The sequence below is a fragment of the Actinophytocola sp. genome (genome assembly GCF_036002505.1).
GTDB lineage: Bacteria > Actinomycetota > Actinomycetes > Mycobacteriales > Pseudonocardiaceae > DASYTH01.
The window spans coordinates 1-16329 of sequence record NZ_DASYTH010000460.1 but is presented as its reverse complement, the minus strand read 5'-3'; the positions used below and the strand labels follow the sequence as shown (position 1 = coordinate 16329).

Below are 16329 nucleotides of genomic sequence, written 5' to 3'. Positions count from 1 at the left end.
CGGTCGTCGCCGCTGCGTGACCCGCCCAGGACGGCCAGCAGCGCCTCGGCGTGCAGGCGCAGCACCGGCGTGTCCGGATCATGCTGGCGGGACCGGAAACCTGGCGGTACGGCATAGCGCAGGTGCGCGGCGAACTCCGCCACCGCGGCGGCCACGATCTGGTCCGGAGGCCGGTCATCGACCCGGGCCGGCAACGCGATCACATTGCCTGGCACCGTCAGCGCGTCCACCAGGGTGGCCTGCGCCGGATGCGACGCCGACAGCGACGTCCACCACGGGCCCGCTCCGCGCGCCAGCAGCAGCACCCGCGCTCCGGCCCGGCCCGCGGCCGCGACCAGCAATCCCGCCACCGCGGCCGGATCGCGCGCATCCGCGTAGTCGACGACCATCAGCACCCGGCCGGGGGCGGTGCCGGTCGTGATCGCGGCGATGGCGTCGGCCTCTCCGCCGTCCTTCACCCACCAGCTCGCCCACCCCGGGAGCCGCGCACAAAGCTCCCGGGCCAGCCGGGTTTTGCCGTACCCGCCGGGAGCGGCGACCAACCGGACCACCGCCATATCCGGGTCAGCACACCAGCTTTGCAACTCCTGGAGCACCCACCCCCGACCGAAGAACCCGATGACCTCCTTGGCGGGATGCAGCAGCCACGCCACCGACGCCGGCAACTCGGCGACCAGAGTGCCGGTGACCAGACTGCGACTCCGCTCGCGCGCCTCCCACCGGTCACGCACCCGCTCCGCCACCGACGGGGCGAACGCCCCCGCGACCGCGGCCACGGCACCCGCGACAACCGTCCATACGGCCTTGCCATCGGCCACCAACGACCACGCCGCCACCCCGGCGACACCGCCGACGGCGACACTCCCCAGCAGCCGACGACGCACCCGCACACTCCGCCGGCCCAGCGTCACCACCGCAATCTACAAACAGTCAGCCCCCGGCACCCATCCATTCGACCGACAATTCCGATTCGATACATCGGGGCCCGCCTCGGCTGGGGCGTGAGTGGGCGGCCGCACCGTGCCTGAGCGGGTCGGCGGCGAGCTCGACCTTCCCGGGCGCGCCGGCTCCGGCACGCCGCGCCTGATCACCGGCCGGTGGGTGCGGTGCACGCGTCGTTCATCGCACTCCGAACGTCCCTTCGCGCCGTTCGGATGGCACTGTGCGACTGGGCCGGTTAACGTGCTGAGCGGTCGGGAAAGTGAAAACTTTCGTTTTCATTGGTACGTTCGGGTGATTTTGGAGTATACATTGAGTGAAACGTGAAGGTATCGATCGCGTCACCCGCTCGGGGGACTTGTCCCTATTTCGAGGACGGTGCTAGGTTCACTGCTGTCCGATGAGCGAACGAACAACCTGGTCCCCGCCTCGAGTCGCTCATTCCTGTCGCCTTTTCCCGACCATGGAATGATGGTGCGCCCCCGTGACTGCGACTGAATCAATTGAGTCATCGTACAGCGTTAATGGCGACCAGCCGCAGCAGAGTCTCAGTACCGCGGCTGCCCGGAATTTGGCAACAACGACCAAGTCCGTACCGCAGATGCAGGCAATCACGTCACGGTGGCTGCTGCGCATCCTGCCCTGGGTACAGGCCTCTGGCGGCGTTTATCGGGTGAACCGCCGGTTGACGTATGTCATCGGTGACGGCCGGGTGACGTTTACCGGCACGTCCGACGACATCCGGGTCATTCCGCAGGAGCTGCGCGAGCTGGCGTTGCTGCGCGGCGTCGAGGACGACGAGGTGCTCGAGGCGCTCGCCGGCCGGTTCACGCAGGCCGAGTTCGAGACCGGCGACGTCATCGTCACCGCGGGTCAGACCGCCGACCGGATCTTCCTGATCGCGCACGGCAAGATCAACAAGATCGGCACCGGCGAGTACGGCGACCAGACCGTGCTCGGCGTGCTGGCCGACGGCGAGCATTTCGGTGAAAACGCCGTGCTCAATCCGGACTCCTCCTTCGAATTCACCGCGCGGGCCGCCACCCCGTGCACCGTGCTGACCCTGACGCGGTCGAATTTCGAGGAAGTGGCCAACCAGTCCGACGCCCTCCGTGCGCATGTGGAGCAGCTGCGGTCGGCTCCGGGGCGGTCACAGAACCAGCAGGGCGAAGCGGATATCGAGGTGGCTTCCGGGCACGCCGGCGAGCCGCAGCTGCCCAGTACCTTCGTCGACTACGAGATCGCACCGCGCGAATACGAGTTGAGCGTTGCGCAAACCGTGCTCAGGGTGCACACGAGGGTCGCCGATCTGTACAACCAGCCGATGAATCAGGTGGAGCAGCAGCTCCGGCTGACCATCGAGGCTTTGCGTGAGCGCCAGGAGCACGAGCTGGTCAACAATCGGGACTTCGGCCTCTTGTACAACTGCGATCTCAAACAGCGAATCCACACCCGCACCGGCCCGCCCACCCCCGACGACCTCGACGAACTGATCGCGACGGTGTGGAAGGACCCCAACTACTTCCTCGCCCACCCGCGCACCATCGCCGCGTTCGGCCGGGAGTGCAACCGCCGCGGCATCTACCCGAGCACGATCGACTTCAACGGCCACCACGTGCCGGCCTGGCGCGGCATCCCGCTCCTGCCCTGCAACAAGATCCCGGTGACGGACACCCACACCAGCTCGATCATGCTGATGCGGGTCGGCGAGCAGAACCAGGGTGTGATCGGCCTGCACGAGATCGGCATCCCGGACGAGTACGAACCGGGGCTGTCCGTCCGGTTCATGGGCATCGACGAGAAGGCGCTGATCACCTACCTGGTCAGCACCTACTACTCGGCGGCCGTCCTGGTCCCCGACGCGTTCGGCATCCTCGAGAACGTCCAAATTGGACTCTTTGAGGACTGAAGGGTCATGCAACCCTTTGAGCTGCCGGAGTTCTACCTGCCCTACCCGGCGCGGTTGAACCCCCATCTGGACGGGGCACGCGAGCACAGCCGGGTGTGGGCGCGGGACATGGGCATGCTCGAGCCGGCATCCACGCCCCACCCCGCCGTCTGGGACGAGCGCCGGCTCGAGGCGATGGACTACGCGCTGCTCACCTCGTACACCCACCCGGACGCGTCGGCGCCCGAGCTGGACCTCCTGACCGACTGGTACGTCTGGGTGTTCTACTTCGATGACGACTTTCTCGAGCGGTACAAGCGAACCGGCGACGTGGCCGGCGCCCGGGCGTACCTGGCCCGGCTGGCCGCGTTCATGCCGGCGGACCTCGGCGCCCCGCTGCCGGAGCCGGCCAACCCCACCGAGAAGGGGTTGGCCGACCTCTGGTTCCGTACGGTGCCGGTGATGTCCCCGGCCTGGCGGCACCGGTTCGCCGAGACCACCCGGCAGCTGCTCGAGGAGTCGCTGTGGGAGCTGGGCAACATCAACGAGGGCCGGGTGCCCAACCCGATCGACTACATCGCCATGCGCCGCCGGGTCGGCGGTGCGCCCTGGTCCGCGGCGCTGGTGGAGTATGCGGTCGCCGCCGAGGTGCCGCCGGCCATCGCGGACACCCGGCCGGTCCGGGTGCTCCGGGACACCTTCGCCGACGGTGTGCACCTGCGCAACGACATCTTCTCCTACCAGCGGGAAACCGAGACCGAAGGCGAGCTCAACAACGGCGTGCTGGTGGTGGAGCGATTCTTCGGCTACCCGGCGCAGCGCGCGGCGAACCTGGTCAACGACGTGATCACCGCGCGGCTGCAGCAGTTCGAGAACACCGCGGTCGTCGAGCTCCCCGCGCTGGTCGAGGAGTACCGGATCGGCGCCCGCGGCCGGGCGGACCTGGCCAGGTACGTCAAGGGCCTGCAGGACTGGCAGTACGGCGGGCACGAGTGGCACCTGCGCTCCAGCCGCTACATGAACTCCGGTGTGACCCACCGCTCACCGGCCTACCGGCTGCTCACCGGGCCGGCCGGGCTCGGCACCTCGGCCGTGCGGATCCGCTCGCTGGCCGGCCGCCCGGCACCGGTGGCGAAACCGTTCCGGCTGCCGGAGTTCGCCATGCCGTACGCATCCCGGGCCAATCCTCATCTCGGCCGGCTCCGCGTGCACGGGCTGGACTGGGTTCGCCGGATGGGCATGCTCGATGGTCTGGTATGGACCGAGTCCCGGTTCCGAGCCATGGACTTCCCGTTGTTCGGCGCGCTGACCCTGCCGGACGCCGCGGCGCCCGAGCTCGAGATCGTCAACGATTTCAACATCTGGGGCTGGTACATCGACGACCTGCTCGCCGCGACGTTCGAACGCGCCCGGGATCTGGCCGGTGCCAAGGCTTTTTTCGACCGGTTGCGCACCTTTCTCCAGGACGGCCCGGCCGCGGAACCGGCGAACCCGGCCGAGCGCGGCCTCGCCGACATCTGGTCGCGGATCGCGCCGCGGCTCGGCGCGGACACCCGCGCGGCATTCGCCAGGCAGATCGAGGACTTCGCCGACTTCCGGCTGTGGGCAATCGTCAACATCGCCCAGAACCGGGTGCCCGATCCCGTCGACCACCTCGAGATGCGCCGCTCGACCATGGCGTTCTCGCCCCTCCTGACGCTGTTCGCGGTCGTCGGCGACCTTCCCCGGGAGGTCCTGGACGCCGCCGCGCTGCGCACCCTGGCGGACACGGTCGCCGACATCGTGACGCTGCGCGACGCGATCTTCTTCTACCCGAGGGAGATCGAGACCGACAGCAGCATCAACAACGGTGTCGTCGTCGTGCAGCGGTTCCTCGACGTCGATCTGGACGGCGCGGTCAAGGTGGTCAACGACCTGCGCACCGAGCGGCTGGGCCAGTTCGAGCGGATCGCGTCCACCGAGGTTGCGGCACTGGCCGGTGAGCTCGATCCCGAGGACCGGCAGAAGCTGCTCCGCTACGTGGACGCGTTGCGTGCCTGGCTGGCCGGCGACCTGCAGTGGTCCCGGGTGACCGATCGGTACCGCACGGTCCAGCTCGGCATGTCCACCACCCGAGTCGAAGCGTTGCTGTAGACCCGTCCACCGACAAGATCCGGAGTGCCAGGTGACCGTGCACGATGTGGAGCAGCCGGCGCAGCTGAGCCTGAGTACGGCCGCCGCCCGAAATCTGGCCACGACGACCAAGTCCGTGCCACAGATGCAGGCGATCACCCCGCGCTGGCTGCTGCGCGTGCTGCCGTGGGTGGAGGCGTCCGGCGGCACCTACCGGGTGAACCGCCGGCTCACCTACACCCTGGGCGATGGCCGGGTGTCGTTCACCAGCACCGGCGCCGAGGTCCGGGTCATCCCGCAGGAGCTGCGCGAGCTGCCGCTGCTGCGGGAGTTCGACGACGAGGACGCGCTCGGCGAGCTGGCCGGCCGGTTCACCCAGCAGGAGTTCCAGCCGGGCGAGGCGATCGTCGAGTTCGGCAACCCGGCCGACCGGGTGTACCTGCTGGCGCACGGCAAGGTGAGCAAGGTCGGCACCGGAAAGTACGGCGAGCCAACGGTTCTCGGCGTCCTCGCCGACGGCGACCACTTCGGCGACCCGGTGCTCGCCCGGGATGATGTGATCTGGGAGTACACCGTCCGGGCGGTCACCCCGTGCACCGTGCTTTCCCTGTCCCGTCAAGCGATCGAGGAGCTGACCGGGCGGATCGAGGCACTGCGCGAGCACCTGCGCCAGATGCTGGAACGACCGCGAGCCGCGCAGAACCGGAAGGGCGAGGCGGAGATCGCGCTGGCCTCCGGGCATGTCGGTGAGCCGGCGCTGCCCGGCACGTTCGTCGACTACGAGCTCGGTCCGCGGGAGTACGAGCTCGCCGTCGCGCAAACGGTGCTGCGGGTGCACACCCGGGTGGCCGACCTCTACAACGGGCCGATGAACCAGGTCGAGCAGCAGATCCGGCTGACCGTCGAGGCGTTGCGGGAGCGGCAGGAGCACGCGCTGGTCAACAGCCGGGACTTCGGCCTGCTGCACAACGCCGACCTCCAGTCCCGGATCTCCACCCGCACCGGGCCGCCCACCCCGGACGACATGGACGAGCTGCTGTCCCGCCGGCGCAAGACCCGGCTCTTCCTGGCGCACCCGCGCACGATCGCGGCGATCGGCCGGGAATGCACGAAACGGGGCCTCTACCCGGACGTGGTCGAGGTCGAAGGCCGCCGGCTGCTGGGCTGGCGCGGCGTGCCGGTCCTGCCGTGCGACAAGATCCCGATCTCCGCCACGGGCACCAGCTCGATCCTCGCGATGCGCACCGGGCAGGACGACGAGGGCGTGATCGGCCTGCGGCAGACCGGGATCCCGGACGAGATCGAGCCGGGACTGAACGTGCGGTTCATGGGCGTCAGCGAACGGGGCATCCTCTCCTACCTGATCAGCACCTACTTCTCGGCCGCCGTGCTCGTCCCCGATGCTTTGGGGGTACTGGAGAACGTCGAGATCGGAAGGTGAGGAGATGACCGCGACGGAGGAGAAGGCCATGGCGAGATCGGCGCCTGAGGTGCTCGCCTGGAGTCGCGGTCTGGTGGATCCGGCCCTGCGCAAGGCGGTCGACAGCATGCCCGGGCCGATGCGGCACATCGGCGGGTACCACTTCGGGTGGTGGGACGAGCACGGGAATCCGACCGAGACCGACGGCGGCAAGGCGATCCGGCCGGCGCTGACCCTGCTCGCCGCGGCGGCCGTGCGCGGGGATCCGACCGGCGCGGTGCCGGCGGCCGTCTCGGTCGAGCTGGTGCACAACTTCTCGCTGCTGCACGACGACGTGATGGACGGCGACCTCACCCGCCGGCACCGCCGGACCGCGTGGAGCGTGTTCGGCCGCCGCAACGCCATCCTGGCCGGCGACGCGTTGCTGGCGCTGGCCTGCGACGTACTGGCCGCGAGCGGGCACCCGACCATCCAAACCGGACTGCGGATGGTCAGCGCGACCGTGCTGGAGCTGCTCCGCGGCCAGCATGCCGACATTGCCTTCGAGGGCCGCGAGGACGTCGACCTGGTGGAGTGCCAGCACATGGCGGAGGGAAAGACGGGCGCGCTGATGGGATGCGCGTGCGCGCTGGGTGGGCTGTTCGGCGGCGGGAGCGCGGAGCAGGTCAGCCACCTGCGCCGGTTCGGCCAGCGGCTCGGCCTCGCCTTCCAGCACTTCGACGATCTCCTTGGCATCTGGGGGGATCCGGCGACCACCGGCAAGCCGGTCCACTCCGACCTGGACAACCGCAAGAAGTCCCTGCCGGTGGTTGCGGCGCTGACCTCCGGCACCGCCGCCGGCCGTGAGCTGGCCGGGCTTTACCACCGCGACGAACCCCTGTCCACCGGCGAGCTGGTGCACGCCGCGGACCTGGTGGACCGGGCCGGCGGCCGAGCCTGGAGCCAGGCGCAGACCGAGTACCTGATGGGCCTCGCGCTGGAACAACTCCGCTTTGCGGACCCCGCCGAACGCCCCGGAGCCGAACTCGTGGCCCTGTCCCGTTTTGTCACCAACAGGGACCACTGACCAACGGAACCTCAGGGGACCGTGACGGTACCCAGCCACAATCAACCCGACAACCGCACCATTCGCTGGAACGTAACGACAGCAGTTAATCCCGCAGAGGCGGGACTGCTCAGCGCACGCGGCGTTTCATGGCCACCGTGGCGGCGCCCATGCCGATGATGAGGATAAGCACGGTCAGCGACCAGCCGCGTTGTTTGTGGACGGCGACGCCGGGATCGGGTTTCGCGGGTGGTGCTGCGGCGATCTGACTGATCCGCCGGGCGGTGGTGGTCGGCGGGGCCGTGGTGGTCGTGCTGCTCCTCGTGGTCGTCGTTCGTGGGGTGGTCCGGATGACCGGGGGCGGCGGGGCCGGGGCCGGCTGCGCCGGGGGCGGTGCGGGCGCGGGCGGTTGCGGCGCGGGCGGGGGTGGGGGTGCGGGCGGCCGGGTCGTGGTGGTCGGGGCCGGGGGTGGCGGCGGTGGGGGAGGCTGCGGTGGCTCGGGTGGGCGGGGTTTGGGGCATGGCCCGAACAGGATGGGGAGCAGCCGGCACAGGATGGGTAACGGCAGCAGTTGCTGACGGCACAGGCCGGAATCACATTCCGCGACAGGCCCCGCTGTTGCCGGCACTGGTGCTGCCAGCACAATCACCAGAATAGCCGCAACGGCGGCCAGGAATGATAACGCTGTGTTTCGCCGGGGTGGTATCGAAAAAGGCGCCATCGGTATCCCGGTTCTGAGGTTGAGCGGTTCGGCGTATTCACAGCCAACCCTAGATGGTGATCTAATAAAGTGCCAGAAAGGAATGCGATGAACGTCTATGTGGGCGGCGCCATCTGGGTGGTCGGCATTGCGGTCGCCGCGGCGCTGGTGACAATTCTGGTCCGTAAGTACAGCCCCAAGGAGGGTCGCAGTGGCAACGAGGCGATCGGCACCGTGTACACGATCGTCGGCGGGCTGCACGCGGTGGTCATGGCGTTCGTGCTGATCTCGCTGTTCGACGCCGTGGGCACGGTGCGGGACGGCTCGTACGCCGAGGCGAACGGCCTGGTCGCGGTGTACTGGGCGGCCGACGCCCTACCCGACCCGGCGCGTGGCCAGATCCAGGAACAGGCCCGGACCTACGCCAGAACGGTGATCGACCAGGAGTGGCCGGCCATGCAGGAGGGCGACACGGTCGGGAGGCAGGGCTGGACCGTGCTCGAACGGATCCGGACCGCGATCGACGGCGCCCCCGCCGAGGGCGACTGGCAGCAGGCCCGCAAGACCGAGGCCGCCAGCCAGCTGTGGAACGTGTACCAGGCGCGGCAGTCCCGGCTGACCGCCGCCGGCAATTCCGGGGTGAGCTCGGTGGTCTGGATCGCGCTCGTCGTCGGCAGCATTCTCTCCATTGCGCTGCCTTATCTCTTCGACGGTCCGAAATTGCTCACCCATATGGCCATCATGGCGTCTCTTGCCGGAACGATCGCGTTGCTGATGTACGCCATCTTCCAGCTGCAGAATCCGTTCAGCGGCGGCGCCCACGTCGATCCGACCGCATTCACGTCAATTCTTGACCGCTTTACCGCGGCCCGAACCGGGTGATTCACCCGTTCGGGGTCGCGTGCAGCGTCCCGTCCACAACGGTCACCGCATGCCCGGTGAGCAGCACACGATCGCCCAGCACCCGGGTCCGCACCAATCCGGTGCGGGCGGACACCTGCAAGCCGATCGTTTCGTCCCGCCCGAGCCGCGCGGCCCAGTACGGCGCCAGGGCGGTGTGCGCGCTGCCGGTCACCGGATCCTCAGGAATTCCTTGATCCGGTACGAAGAACCGTGAAACGAAATCATATTCCGCGCCGGAGTTCGCGGCGGCTGCGGTGACAATGACGCCGCGGGTTCCGTCCCGCCGCGCCTGCGCGGCCAGCGCAGCGAAATCGGGCGTGAGCCCGCGAACGGTCGCCTCATCCGGCAGCACCGCGACCACGTCACCCAGGCTGCCGGTGCCGAACGTGCTGTCCGGCTTCACCCCCAGCGCCTCGGCCAAGCCCTCCGGCGCCGGCCGCTCGGTGACCGGCGCGGCCGGAAAGTCCAACGTGATCGTCCCGTCCGCCCGCGTGTGCGTGACCAGAACGCCGCTCATGCTGCTGAACCGCACGGTCCCCGGCGCGCCCCGGTCCACGTGCAACGCGTGCGCGGTGGCGAGCGTGGCGTGCCCGCACAGGTTCGTCTCCACCACCGGCGTGAACCACCGCAATGCCCAGTCAGCCTCGGTGTCACCGTCGAGCGGATGCGCGAACGCGGTCTCGGACAGGTTCATCTCGGCCGCCACCCGCCGCATCCAGCCCTCCGCCGGCCAGCCGGGAGTGTCGAGCAGGCAGACGGCCGCCGGGTTCCCGGCGAACGGCGTGGCGGTGAACGCGTCGATGATGCGGATCCGCATGCCCTCGACACTACTGCGGGAGGCCGCCCAGCCGGGTGAGGATTTCCGCCGCCTGGTCGACGATGCCGGTGATCAACTCCGCGCAGGTCGGCAGGTCGGTGAGCAGGCCGACGGCCTGGCCGGAGGCGAGGATGCCGGCGTCGGTGCGGCCGTCGACGAGCCCGGAACGCAGCAGCATGGGGGTGTTCGCCGCCATGATCACCTGGGCCCAGCTGAGGTCGTTGCCGCGGCGCATGGCGAGGCCCTCGCTGAGCATGGCCGGCCAGGACAGTCCGGTGAGCGTGCGGAACCGGGCGGCGTTGCGCACCGCGCGCAGCAGCCCGCGGGCCGGCCCGGCGCGTTCGAGCTGGTTCACGACCTCGGTGCGCAGCACGCGGTGCGGGCGGCCGTCGACGCGGGTGGTGACCACGGTGTCGGTGAGGCCGCGGTCGAGGTAGGCCTGCTTGACCGCGTCGGGCACGGTGCTCTCCTTGGTGAGCAGGAACCGGGTGCCCATGGCGATGCCGGCGGCCCCATAGGCCAGCGCGGCGGCGAGACCGCGGCCGTCGAAGAAACCGCCGGCGGCGATCACCGGGATGTCCACGGCGTCCAGCACGGCGGGGAGGAGGAGCGTCGTGGCGACGCTGCCGGTGTGCCCGCCGGCCTCACCGCCCTGCACGATCACCGCGTCCGCGCCCCAGGCGGCCACCTTCTCGGCGTGCCTCGGCGCGCCGACGGACGGGATCACCAGCACGCCGGCGTCCTTGAGCCGGCGGATCATGTCGGGCTTCGGCGCCAGGGCGAACGAGGCGACCCGCACGCGTTCGCGGATGATCAGCTCGATCCGGTCGCCGGCGTCGGTCGCGTCGGCGCGCAGGTTGACCCCGAACGGCGCGTGCGTCCGGCCGCGGGTCTCGGTGATCGCCGCGGCCAGCTGGTCGTAGGTCATGGTGGCCGAGGCCAGGATGCCCAGCCCGCCGGCCTCGGCCGTGGCGGCGACCAGCCTGGGCCCGGCCACCCAGCCCATTCCGGTCTGCACCACCGGATGCCGCACGCCGGCCAGCCGGGTGAGCGCGGTGTCCAGTGTGGTCACGACGGCACCTCGCGCTGGCGTAAACCCTTGGGATCCAACGTGTCCAGCACGCGCACCTCGTCCTCGGTAGGCGTGCGGGTGGTGCCCGCCCCGCTGGTGTCCAGCGGAAACCCGGTCGCGGCGGCGATGTCGTCCGGGTCGACGCCAGGATGCACCGAGACCAGCCGCATCGTGTGATCGTCGGCGCCGAAGTCCAGCACGGCCAGGTCGGTCACCACCCGGTACACGTCGTGGTACCGGCCGCCGTCCCGGCCGTACCCCACGCCGGACACCACGTCGACCGCCGGCACGAACGTGCGCGGGCTGTGCCGGGGAACCCAGTAGCTGGTGCGGTGGTTCACCGTGTTGCCCGGCGCTCCGCGGAACCCGAGGAGCTGGCGGGTCGGCCGGGCGTGGTCGCCGATGCAGGAGATGTTCTGGTTGCCGTGCCGGTCCAGCTGGTTCGCGCCCATCACCACGTGCCGGGTGCCGTGCGCCACCACGTCGAACACCTTGCGGTACGGCAACCAGCCCTCCACGGTGGACAGGTCGGCGCCGAGCAGCAGCGCCTCCCCGTCGGAGATCAGCAGGTCCGGCTCGAAGGTCAGCCGGGCCAGCCGGGCGCCCAGGCTCGGCAGCAGGCCCATGGGGCTGGCCAGGATCTCACCGTCCCCGCGGAACAACTCGGCGCACGCCACCGCGCAGACGTCGGCTCTGGTCATGTGGTGATCCATTCGTCCAGAAACACTTGCCACGCCTCGTCATCCGCGGCGGCCTCGACGTAGCGCCGTTGCAGGCCCTCGTCCCGCCCGTAGTCCGGGACGCAGCTGGTGAACCGCGCGCCGCCGGGCGACTCGACCACGCCGTCCACCATCATCCGGTTGAGCAGCAGGGACTGCACCGGCCCGGCGGCGGTCAGCCCGGCGCCGTCCACGATCCGCTCGCAGGAGACGAACCGGCGCCTCGCGGCCAGGCAGAACAGGTCGTCGAAGTACGGGTCGGGACCGAGGTACTGGGCGTTGCCGTGCCGGTCGGCCCGGTTGAGGTGTACCAGCGCGGCGTCGAGCTGCAGCGCGGGCATGGCGACCAGCTCCTCGCCGTCGTAGGGGGACCGGACCGTGCGCAGCTCCGGGTTGACGCGCAACACGTCCGAACCGAGCCCGGCCCGGATCGGCAGGAACGGTAACCGGTGCCCGGCCGCGCGCAGTCCACAGTGGAGCATGCCCTCGTCCAGCTCGGTGACCTCGACCTGGCCGGCCTCGCGGACCTTCTTGAACCACGGGTCGTACGGGATCGAGTCCAGCGACACGAACCCGTAGACGACCCGGCGCACCTTGCCCGCGGCGCACAGCAGCCCGACGTCCGGACCGCCGTAGGACACCACGGTCAGGTTCCGCAGCGGCGAGCGCAGGATCGCCCGCACCAGCGCCATGGGCTTGCGCCGGGAACCCCAGCCGCCGATGCCGATGGTCATCCCGTCGGACAGCTCGGCGGCCACCTCGTCCACGGTCATCCGCTTGTCCCGCATTTTCCTCCCAACTCGGGAATGTTGGCCATGGTCGTGGGTCGCCTTGGGTGGTGGGTCACCGGACCGTTCCTCGGGTAGACCTCGTTCCTCGGCCTACCCTCGTCGCGGTGGGCCAACTCCCTCGCCCGGCATTCCGCAAGCTTCATGCCGTCCGCCTTCCTTGGTGAGTGCCAGCTCGAAGGTGAAGCCCTGCTCGAACCGGTAGCTGCGGTGGACATCCACCGGGTCGATGCCGTTGATCGCCTCCTTGGCGCGGCGGACCACCCGGGTGTCCTTGGCCGCGATCCTCCCGGCCAGCTCGGCCGCCGCGGCGTCCAGCTCGGCTCGGGGCACCACCCGGTAGACCGAGCCGTACTGGTGAAGCTGTTGTGCGCCAACGGTTTCCGTGGTGTAGTACATCGCCCGGAGTAAGTGCTGCGGGACCAGCCGGGCCAGGTGGGTGGCCGCGCCGAGCACCCCCCTGTCCACTTCGGGCAGTCCGAACGTGGCGTCGTCGGCGGCGATCACCACGTCCGCGTTGCCGGCGATGCCCACCCCGCCGCCGAGGCAGAACCCGTGCACCGCGGCGATCACCGGCACCGCGCAGTCGTAGACGGCGCCGAACGCCGCGTGGCAGGCCCGGTTCACCGCGACCATCGCGCCGGGATCGCCGTCGACCTCCTTGATGTCCACCCCGGCGCAGAACCCGCGGTTCTCCGCGCGCAGCACGACGACGTGCACCGACATGTCCTGGCCCGCCGCGCGCATCGCGTCCGCCAGGTCGAACCAGCCCTGGACCGGGATCCCGTTCACCGGCGGGAAGTCGATGGTCACGACGGCGACGCCGGCCTCAGCGGTGCATCTGATGCCCATGGCCCACCTTTCCAAGCAAGCAGTTGCTTGGTAGCGTACCAGGGTGGCACTCGAGTTGGGGTTGGACGGCACGGTCGTGCTCGTCACCGGTGGCGAGCGGGGCGTCGGGCTCGGCGTCACGCAGGCGTTCCTGCGGGCCGGCGCCGCGGTCGTCACCTGTGGCCGGCGCCCGCCGGAGCGGCCCGCGGCCGAGTTCCTGCCGTGCGACGTGCGCGAGCCGGACCAGGTCGAGCGCCTGCTCGCCGCCGTCGTCGAACGGCACGGCCGGCTGGACGTCGTGGTCAACAACGCCGGAGGCGCCCCGCACGCCCGGGCCGCCGAGGCCTCCCCGCGGTTCCACGAGAAGGTGGTCGGGCTCAACCTGCTCGCCCCGCTGCTGGTTTCCCAGCGTGCCAACGAGGTCATGCAGCACCAGGAGTCCGGCGGAGTGATCGTCATGGTGAGCAGCGTCAGTGCCACCCGCCCGTCCCCGGGCACCGCCGCCTACGGCGCTGCCAAGGCGGGCCTGGACAACCTCACCGCCAGCCTCGCCGTCGAGTGGGCGCCGAAGGTCCGGGTCAACGCGCTGGACGTCGGGCCCGTCCGCACCGAGCTTTCCGTTTTACACTACGGCGACGCCGACGGCATCGCGGCCGTCGCCCGCACCGTCCCATTAGGACGGATGGCCGAGCCGCTCGACGTCGGCCACTGCGCGGTGTTCCTCGCCTCGCCCCTCGCCGCCTACGTCAGCGGCGCCACGCTGCTCGTGCACGGCGGAGGAGAGGCGCCGGCTTTCCTGGCCGCATCCACCGCCGGGCACACCTGAGCGTTCCGATCCCACTTTGGCCCTCAGCAGGACACCACAAGCACTTTGCGGTCAGCCGCGTGCGCGAGAGCAGCGATGTCCTGTGGATCGCTGGTGATGACGCGGTCTCCTGTGTTCGCCATGAGAACGACGGTCGCGTCGATCGAGTCACGCATGCCGGCTCGTCCAAGGAGAACGCCCGCGTCACGACCGATCTGTTGATCGACGGGTTGGACGTCCACAGCCCGCAGCAGGATGGCGAGTTGTGCTTGGCGACCGTACGGATCGCGCCATACCTGACTTACCACCATTGCGTTGGTCCGCAGGTCGACCGCGTGCCGCTGCGCGGCGCGGAGCCTGGCGATCATCGCCCGGTCTCCACGGTCAACGGCGACAAACGCACCGGCATCGAGTACCAGGGCGCTCACGCCGCGCTGTCCACGGCATCGAGGCCCAATTCGCGCTCGGCCTTGGTGATTTCGTCGGCAGTGAGCGAGCCGTGCTCCTTCTCCCAAGAAGAAAGGAACTCCTCCAGCGCCTCGGACCGCAGCTTCGCGGCGGCTGCTTCTGCAAGCCACGACGAGACCGGCTTGCCGGCACGCTCAGCAGCGTCGCGGACTGCATCGCCGAGCTCGTGCTCGAACGAGATGCTGAGTTTGTCGACCTTCACAGGGCAATCCTACCATGGTAGGAACGGTGGCTTGGGGAAGGTGAGTATCGTGCCGGTATGGCAGTGCCCGGAAGCAAGGTAGAGGGACGTCCGCCGGCCGATCTCGCCGGGAGCGAGCTGTTCGCCACGGACGCCTACCTTCGGTCGTTCGACAGCACGGTGGTCGAGGTTGATCGCGAGGAGGGCCGGATCGCGCTGGCCAGGACCGCGTTCTTCCCCGGTGGCGGCGGGCAGCCGCACGACCTCGGCGAGCTGACCTGGGGCGGCGTCGCCGCACCGGTGACCAGGGTGAAGCGCGACGCCGGCCGGATCTGGCACTGGATCGACGTACCCGAGCTGCCGGACAGCGGCACCGAGGTGCTCGGCCAGATCGAGTGGACCCGCCGCTATCTCCTGATGCGCACGCACACCGCGCTGCACATCCTGTGCGGCGTCATCTGGTCGGAGTTCCAGATCCCGGTGACCGGCGGCAACATGGACCCCGGCAAGGGCCGCCTGGACTTCCCGTTCGAGTCGATGTCCGCCGAACTCGGCCAGCACGTCGAGCGCCGCATCAACGAGGAGATCGCGAAGGCCCGCGAGATCGTCATCCAGTTCCTCGGCCGCTCCGAGGCCGACCTCGACGAGTCCCTGATCCGCACCGCCGCCGCCCTGCTGCCGCGCGAAATGGACCCCCTCCGCGTCATCGACATCGTCGGCCTCGACCGCCAGGCCGACGGCGGCACCCACCTCGCCAACACCGCCGACGTCGGCTCCGTCGCCGTCACCGGCACCGAATCCAAAGGCAAAGGCAACAAACGCATCCGCATCGAAGTCCGGGATCCGCAACCACCGAGCAACGCGTAAGTCCCCACACCGCTCGCGGTATCCTCATCGCGACAGCGGATGTCGAAGCCAGGACGGCAGTGGCGGAGGGCTTCTTGGCTGACCAGGATGATGGGGTCCCGGGTATGCGCTTGGCCGTGTCCGATCAGGCCGAGCTTCGACCATTGCGGGAATGGCTCGGGCGGGCTCCCGCCGTGGAGGTTGTTCAGGTCGGCGGTTCGCCGACCGTCGGCGAGCTCGGTGCCTGGGACCTCCTTCAGCTGACAGCTGCCGCGGGAAGCGGTGGTGCGGTCGCGATGGCTATTCGGACGTTGCCCGAGTTCCTGCGTTCTCGACGGTCGGACCTGGAGATCACGGTGACCGTGCGGGGCAGGCAGGTCATGCTGCGCGCGTCCAACATCGACGATGTCCTGCCGATCCTGAACGGGTTGCTTGATGACCAGCAGTCCTCTTCCTGATCTGTCCCGGTCGCGTGCCGTACTGATCGGGACGTGGGACTACACGCATCTGCGACCGGTGAAGGCCGTTGAGCACAGCTTCAACCGCATGTTCGAGTTGTTGACCTCGGACCTGTGCGGCTGGCCGGCGGATCGAATCAGCCGGTTACCCAACGAGAAGGAGCCGGGAAAGCTTCCCCTGCAGCTGATCGACCTGTTCGGCGACGCCGAGGAGGTGGCGCTGTTCTACTACGTCGGCCACGGTCAGTCGGACCACAACGGCAGGCTGTGCCTCGGCCTGGTGGATTCCCGTCCTGAGGCCAAATTCCGCGGCCCGACGAGTCTGGAGTTCGAGCAC

Annotated in this window: 16 protein-coding genes and 2 pseudogenes; 9 read left to right on the top strand and 9 right to left on the bottom strand. The window is 69.6% G+C overall.

The genetic code is table 11. The features are described from left to right. Positions 1 to 884, bottom strand: a pseudogene (locus VGR06_RS40375) (hypothetical protein); the annotation flags it as partial. Positions 885 to 1423: 539 nt separating this feature from the next. On the opposite strand from VGR06_RS40375, the gene VGR06_RS40370 reads away from it, so the two are divergent. Genes VGR06_RS40370 through VGR06_RS40355 form a run of 4 tightly spaced genes read left to right on the top strand, consistent with a single transcriptional unit; the run spans position 1424 to position 7425 of the window. Continuing rightward, on the top strand, positions 1424 to 2848 hold the full coding sequence (locus tag VGR06_RS40370) for a family 2B encapsulin nanocompartment shell protein (RefSeq protein WP_327564527.1): 1425 nt from the start codon (positions 1424 to 1426) through the stop codon (positions 2846 to 2848). Between the two features lie 6 nt (positions 2849 to 2854). Next, positions 2855 to 4960 (top strand): terpene synthase family protein, encoded by a 2106-nt coding sequence (locus tag VGR06_RS40365; protein ID WP_327564526.1) that lies wholly within the window; start codon positions 2855 to 2857, stop codon positions 4958 to 4960. Between the two features lie 31 nt (positions 4961 to 4991). Then, positions 4992 to 6380, top strand: a complete 1389-nt coding sequence (locus tag VGR06_RS40360) for a family 2B encapsulin nanocompartment shell protein (RefSeq protein ID WP_327564525.1) — start codon at positions 4992 to 4994, stop codon at positions 6378 to 6380. A gap of 4 nt (positions 6381 to 6384) precedes the next feature. Then, on the top strand, positions 6385 to 7425 hold the full coding sequence (locus tag VGR06_RS40355; RefSeq protein WP_327564524.1) for a family 2 encapsulin nanocompartment cargo protein polyprenyl transferase: 1041 nt from the start codon (positions 6385 to 6387) through the stop codon (positions 7423 to 7425). A gap of 109 nt (positions 7426 to 7534) precedes the next feature. Here VGR06_RS40355 and VGR06_RS40350 read toward each other — a convergent pair whose 3' ends face one another. Beyond that, entirely contained in the window at positions 7535 to 8047 is a 513-nt protein-coding gene (locus VGR06_RS40350) for a hypothetical protein (protein ID WP_327564523.1), read from the bottom strand. A 165-nt stretch (positions 8048 to 8212) separates the two neighbouring features. Here VGR06_RS40350 and VGR06_RS40345 point away from each other — a divergent pair, with 165 nt between their 5' ends. Further along, positions 8213 to 8986: a hypothetical protein gene (locus tag VGR06_RS40345; protein ID WP_327564522.1), complete on the top strand. Its 774-nt coding sequence runs from the start codon at positions 8213 to 8215 to the stop codon at positions 8984 to 8986. A gap of 1 nt (position 8987) precedes the next feature. Here VGR06_RS40345 and VGR06_RS40340 read toward each other — a convergent pair whose 3' ends face one another. The 5 genes from VGR06_RS40340 to VGR06_RS40320 all read right to left on the bottom strand — a co-directional run bounded on the left by VGR06_RS40340 (position 8988) and on the right by VGR06_RS40320 (position 13255). After that, positions 8988 to 9824, bottom strand: a complete 837-nt coding sequence (locus VGR06_RS40340) for a PhzF family phenazine biosynthesis protein (protein WP_327564521.1) — start codon at positions 9822 to 9824, stop codon at positions 8988 to 8990. Positions 9825 to 9834: 10 nt separating this feature from the next. Then, positions 9835 to 10887 carry an NAD(P)H-dependent flavin oxidoreductase gene (locus VGR06_RS40335; protein ID WP_327564528.1) on the bottom strand — a complete coding sequence of 351 codons (1053 nt, stop codon included), beginning with the start codon at positions 10885 to 10887 and terminating at the stop codon, positions 9835 to 9837. Positions 10888 to 10892: 5 nt separating this feature from the next. Continuing rightward, positions 10893 to 11597, bottom strand: coding sequence for a CoA-transferase (locus VGR06_RS40330; RefSeq protein ID WP_327564520.1), 705 nt, complete (start codon positions 11595 to 11597; stop codon positions 10893 to 10895). Then, positions 11594 to 12403 (bottom strand): CoA transferase subunit A, encoded by an 810-nt coding sequence (locus VGR06_RS40325; protein ID WP_327564519.1) that lies wholly within the window; start codon positions 12401 to 12403, stop codon positions 11594 to 11596. The genes VGR06_RS40330 and VGR06_RS40325 overlap by 4 nt, the downstream gene beginning before the upstream one ends. A 93-nt stretch (positions 12404 to 12496) precedes the next feature. Continuing rightward, complete coding sequence (locus VGR06_RS40320) at positions 12497 to 13255, bottom strand: enoyl-CoA hydratase family protein (RefSeq protein ID WP_327564518.1); 759 nt, start codon at positions 13253 to 13255, stop codon at positions 12497 to 12499. Between the two features lie 43 nt (positions 13256 to 13298). Between VGR06_RS40320 and VGR06_RS40315 the strand changes: the two genes are divergently transcribed. After that, the gene (locus VGR06_RS40315) at positions 13299 to 14060 is read left to right on the top strand and encodes an SDR family oxidoreductase (protein ID WP_327564517.1); all 762 of its coding nucleotides are present in this window, start codon (positions 13299 to 13301) and stop codon (positions 14058 to 14060) included. 23 nt (positions 14061 to 14083) lie between these two features. On the opposite strand, the gene VGR06_RS40310 is transcribed toward VGR06_RS40315, so the two are convergent. Both VGR06_RS40310 and VGR06_RS40305 read right to left on the bottom strand, forming a co-directional pair. After that, positions 14084 to 14467: a hypothetical protein gene (locus tag VGR06_RS40310; protein ID WP_327564516.1), complete on the bottom strand. Its 384-nt coding sequence runs from the start codon at positions 14465 to 14467 to the stop codon at positions 14084 to 14086. Then, on the bottom strand, positions 14464 to 14709 hold the full coding sequence (locus VGR06_RS40305; protein ID WP_327564515.1) for a hypothetical protein: 246 nt from the start codon (positions 14707 to 14709) through the stop codon (positions 14464 to 14466). The genes VGR06_RS40310 and VGR06_RS40305 overlap by 4 nt, the downstream gene beginning before the upstream one ends. 57 nt (positions 14710 to 14766) lie before the next feature. Between VGR06_RS40305 and VGR06_RS40300 the strand changes: the two genes are divergently transcribed. From VGR06_RS40300 to VGR06_RS40290, 3 genes and pseudogenes are all read left to right on the top strand, one after another. Further along, on the top strand, positions 14767 to 15555 hold the full coding sequence (locus VGR06_RS40300; RefSeq protein WP_327564514.1) for an alanyl-tRNA editing protein: 789 nt from the start codon (positions 14767 to 14769) through the stop codon (positions 15553 to 15555). A gap of 59 nt (positions 15556 to 15614) precedes the next feature. Continuing rightward, the gene (locus tag VGR06_RS40295; RefSeq protein ID WP_327564513.1) at positions 15615 to 15992 is read left to right on the top strand and encodes an effector-associated constant component EACC1; all 378 of its coding nucleotides are present in this window, start codon (positions 15615 to 15617) and stop codon (positions 15990 to 15992) included. Between the two features lie 88 nt (positions 15993 to 16080). Next, a pseudogene (locus tag VGR06_RS40290) lies at positions 16081 to 16329 on the top strand (hypothetical protein); the annotation flags it as partial.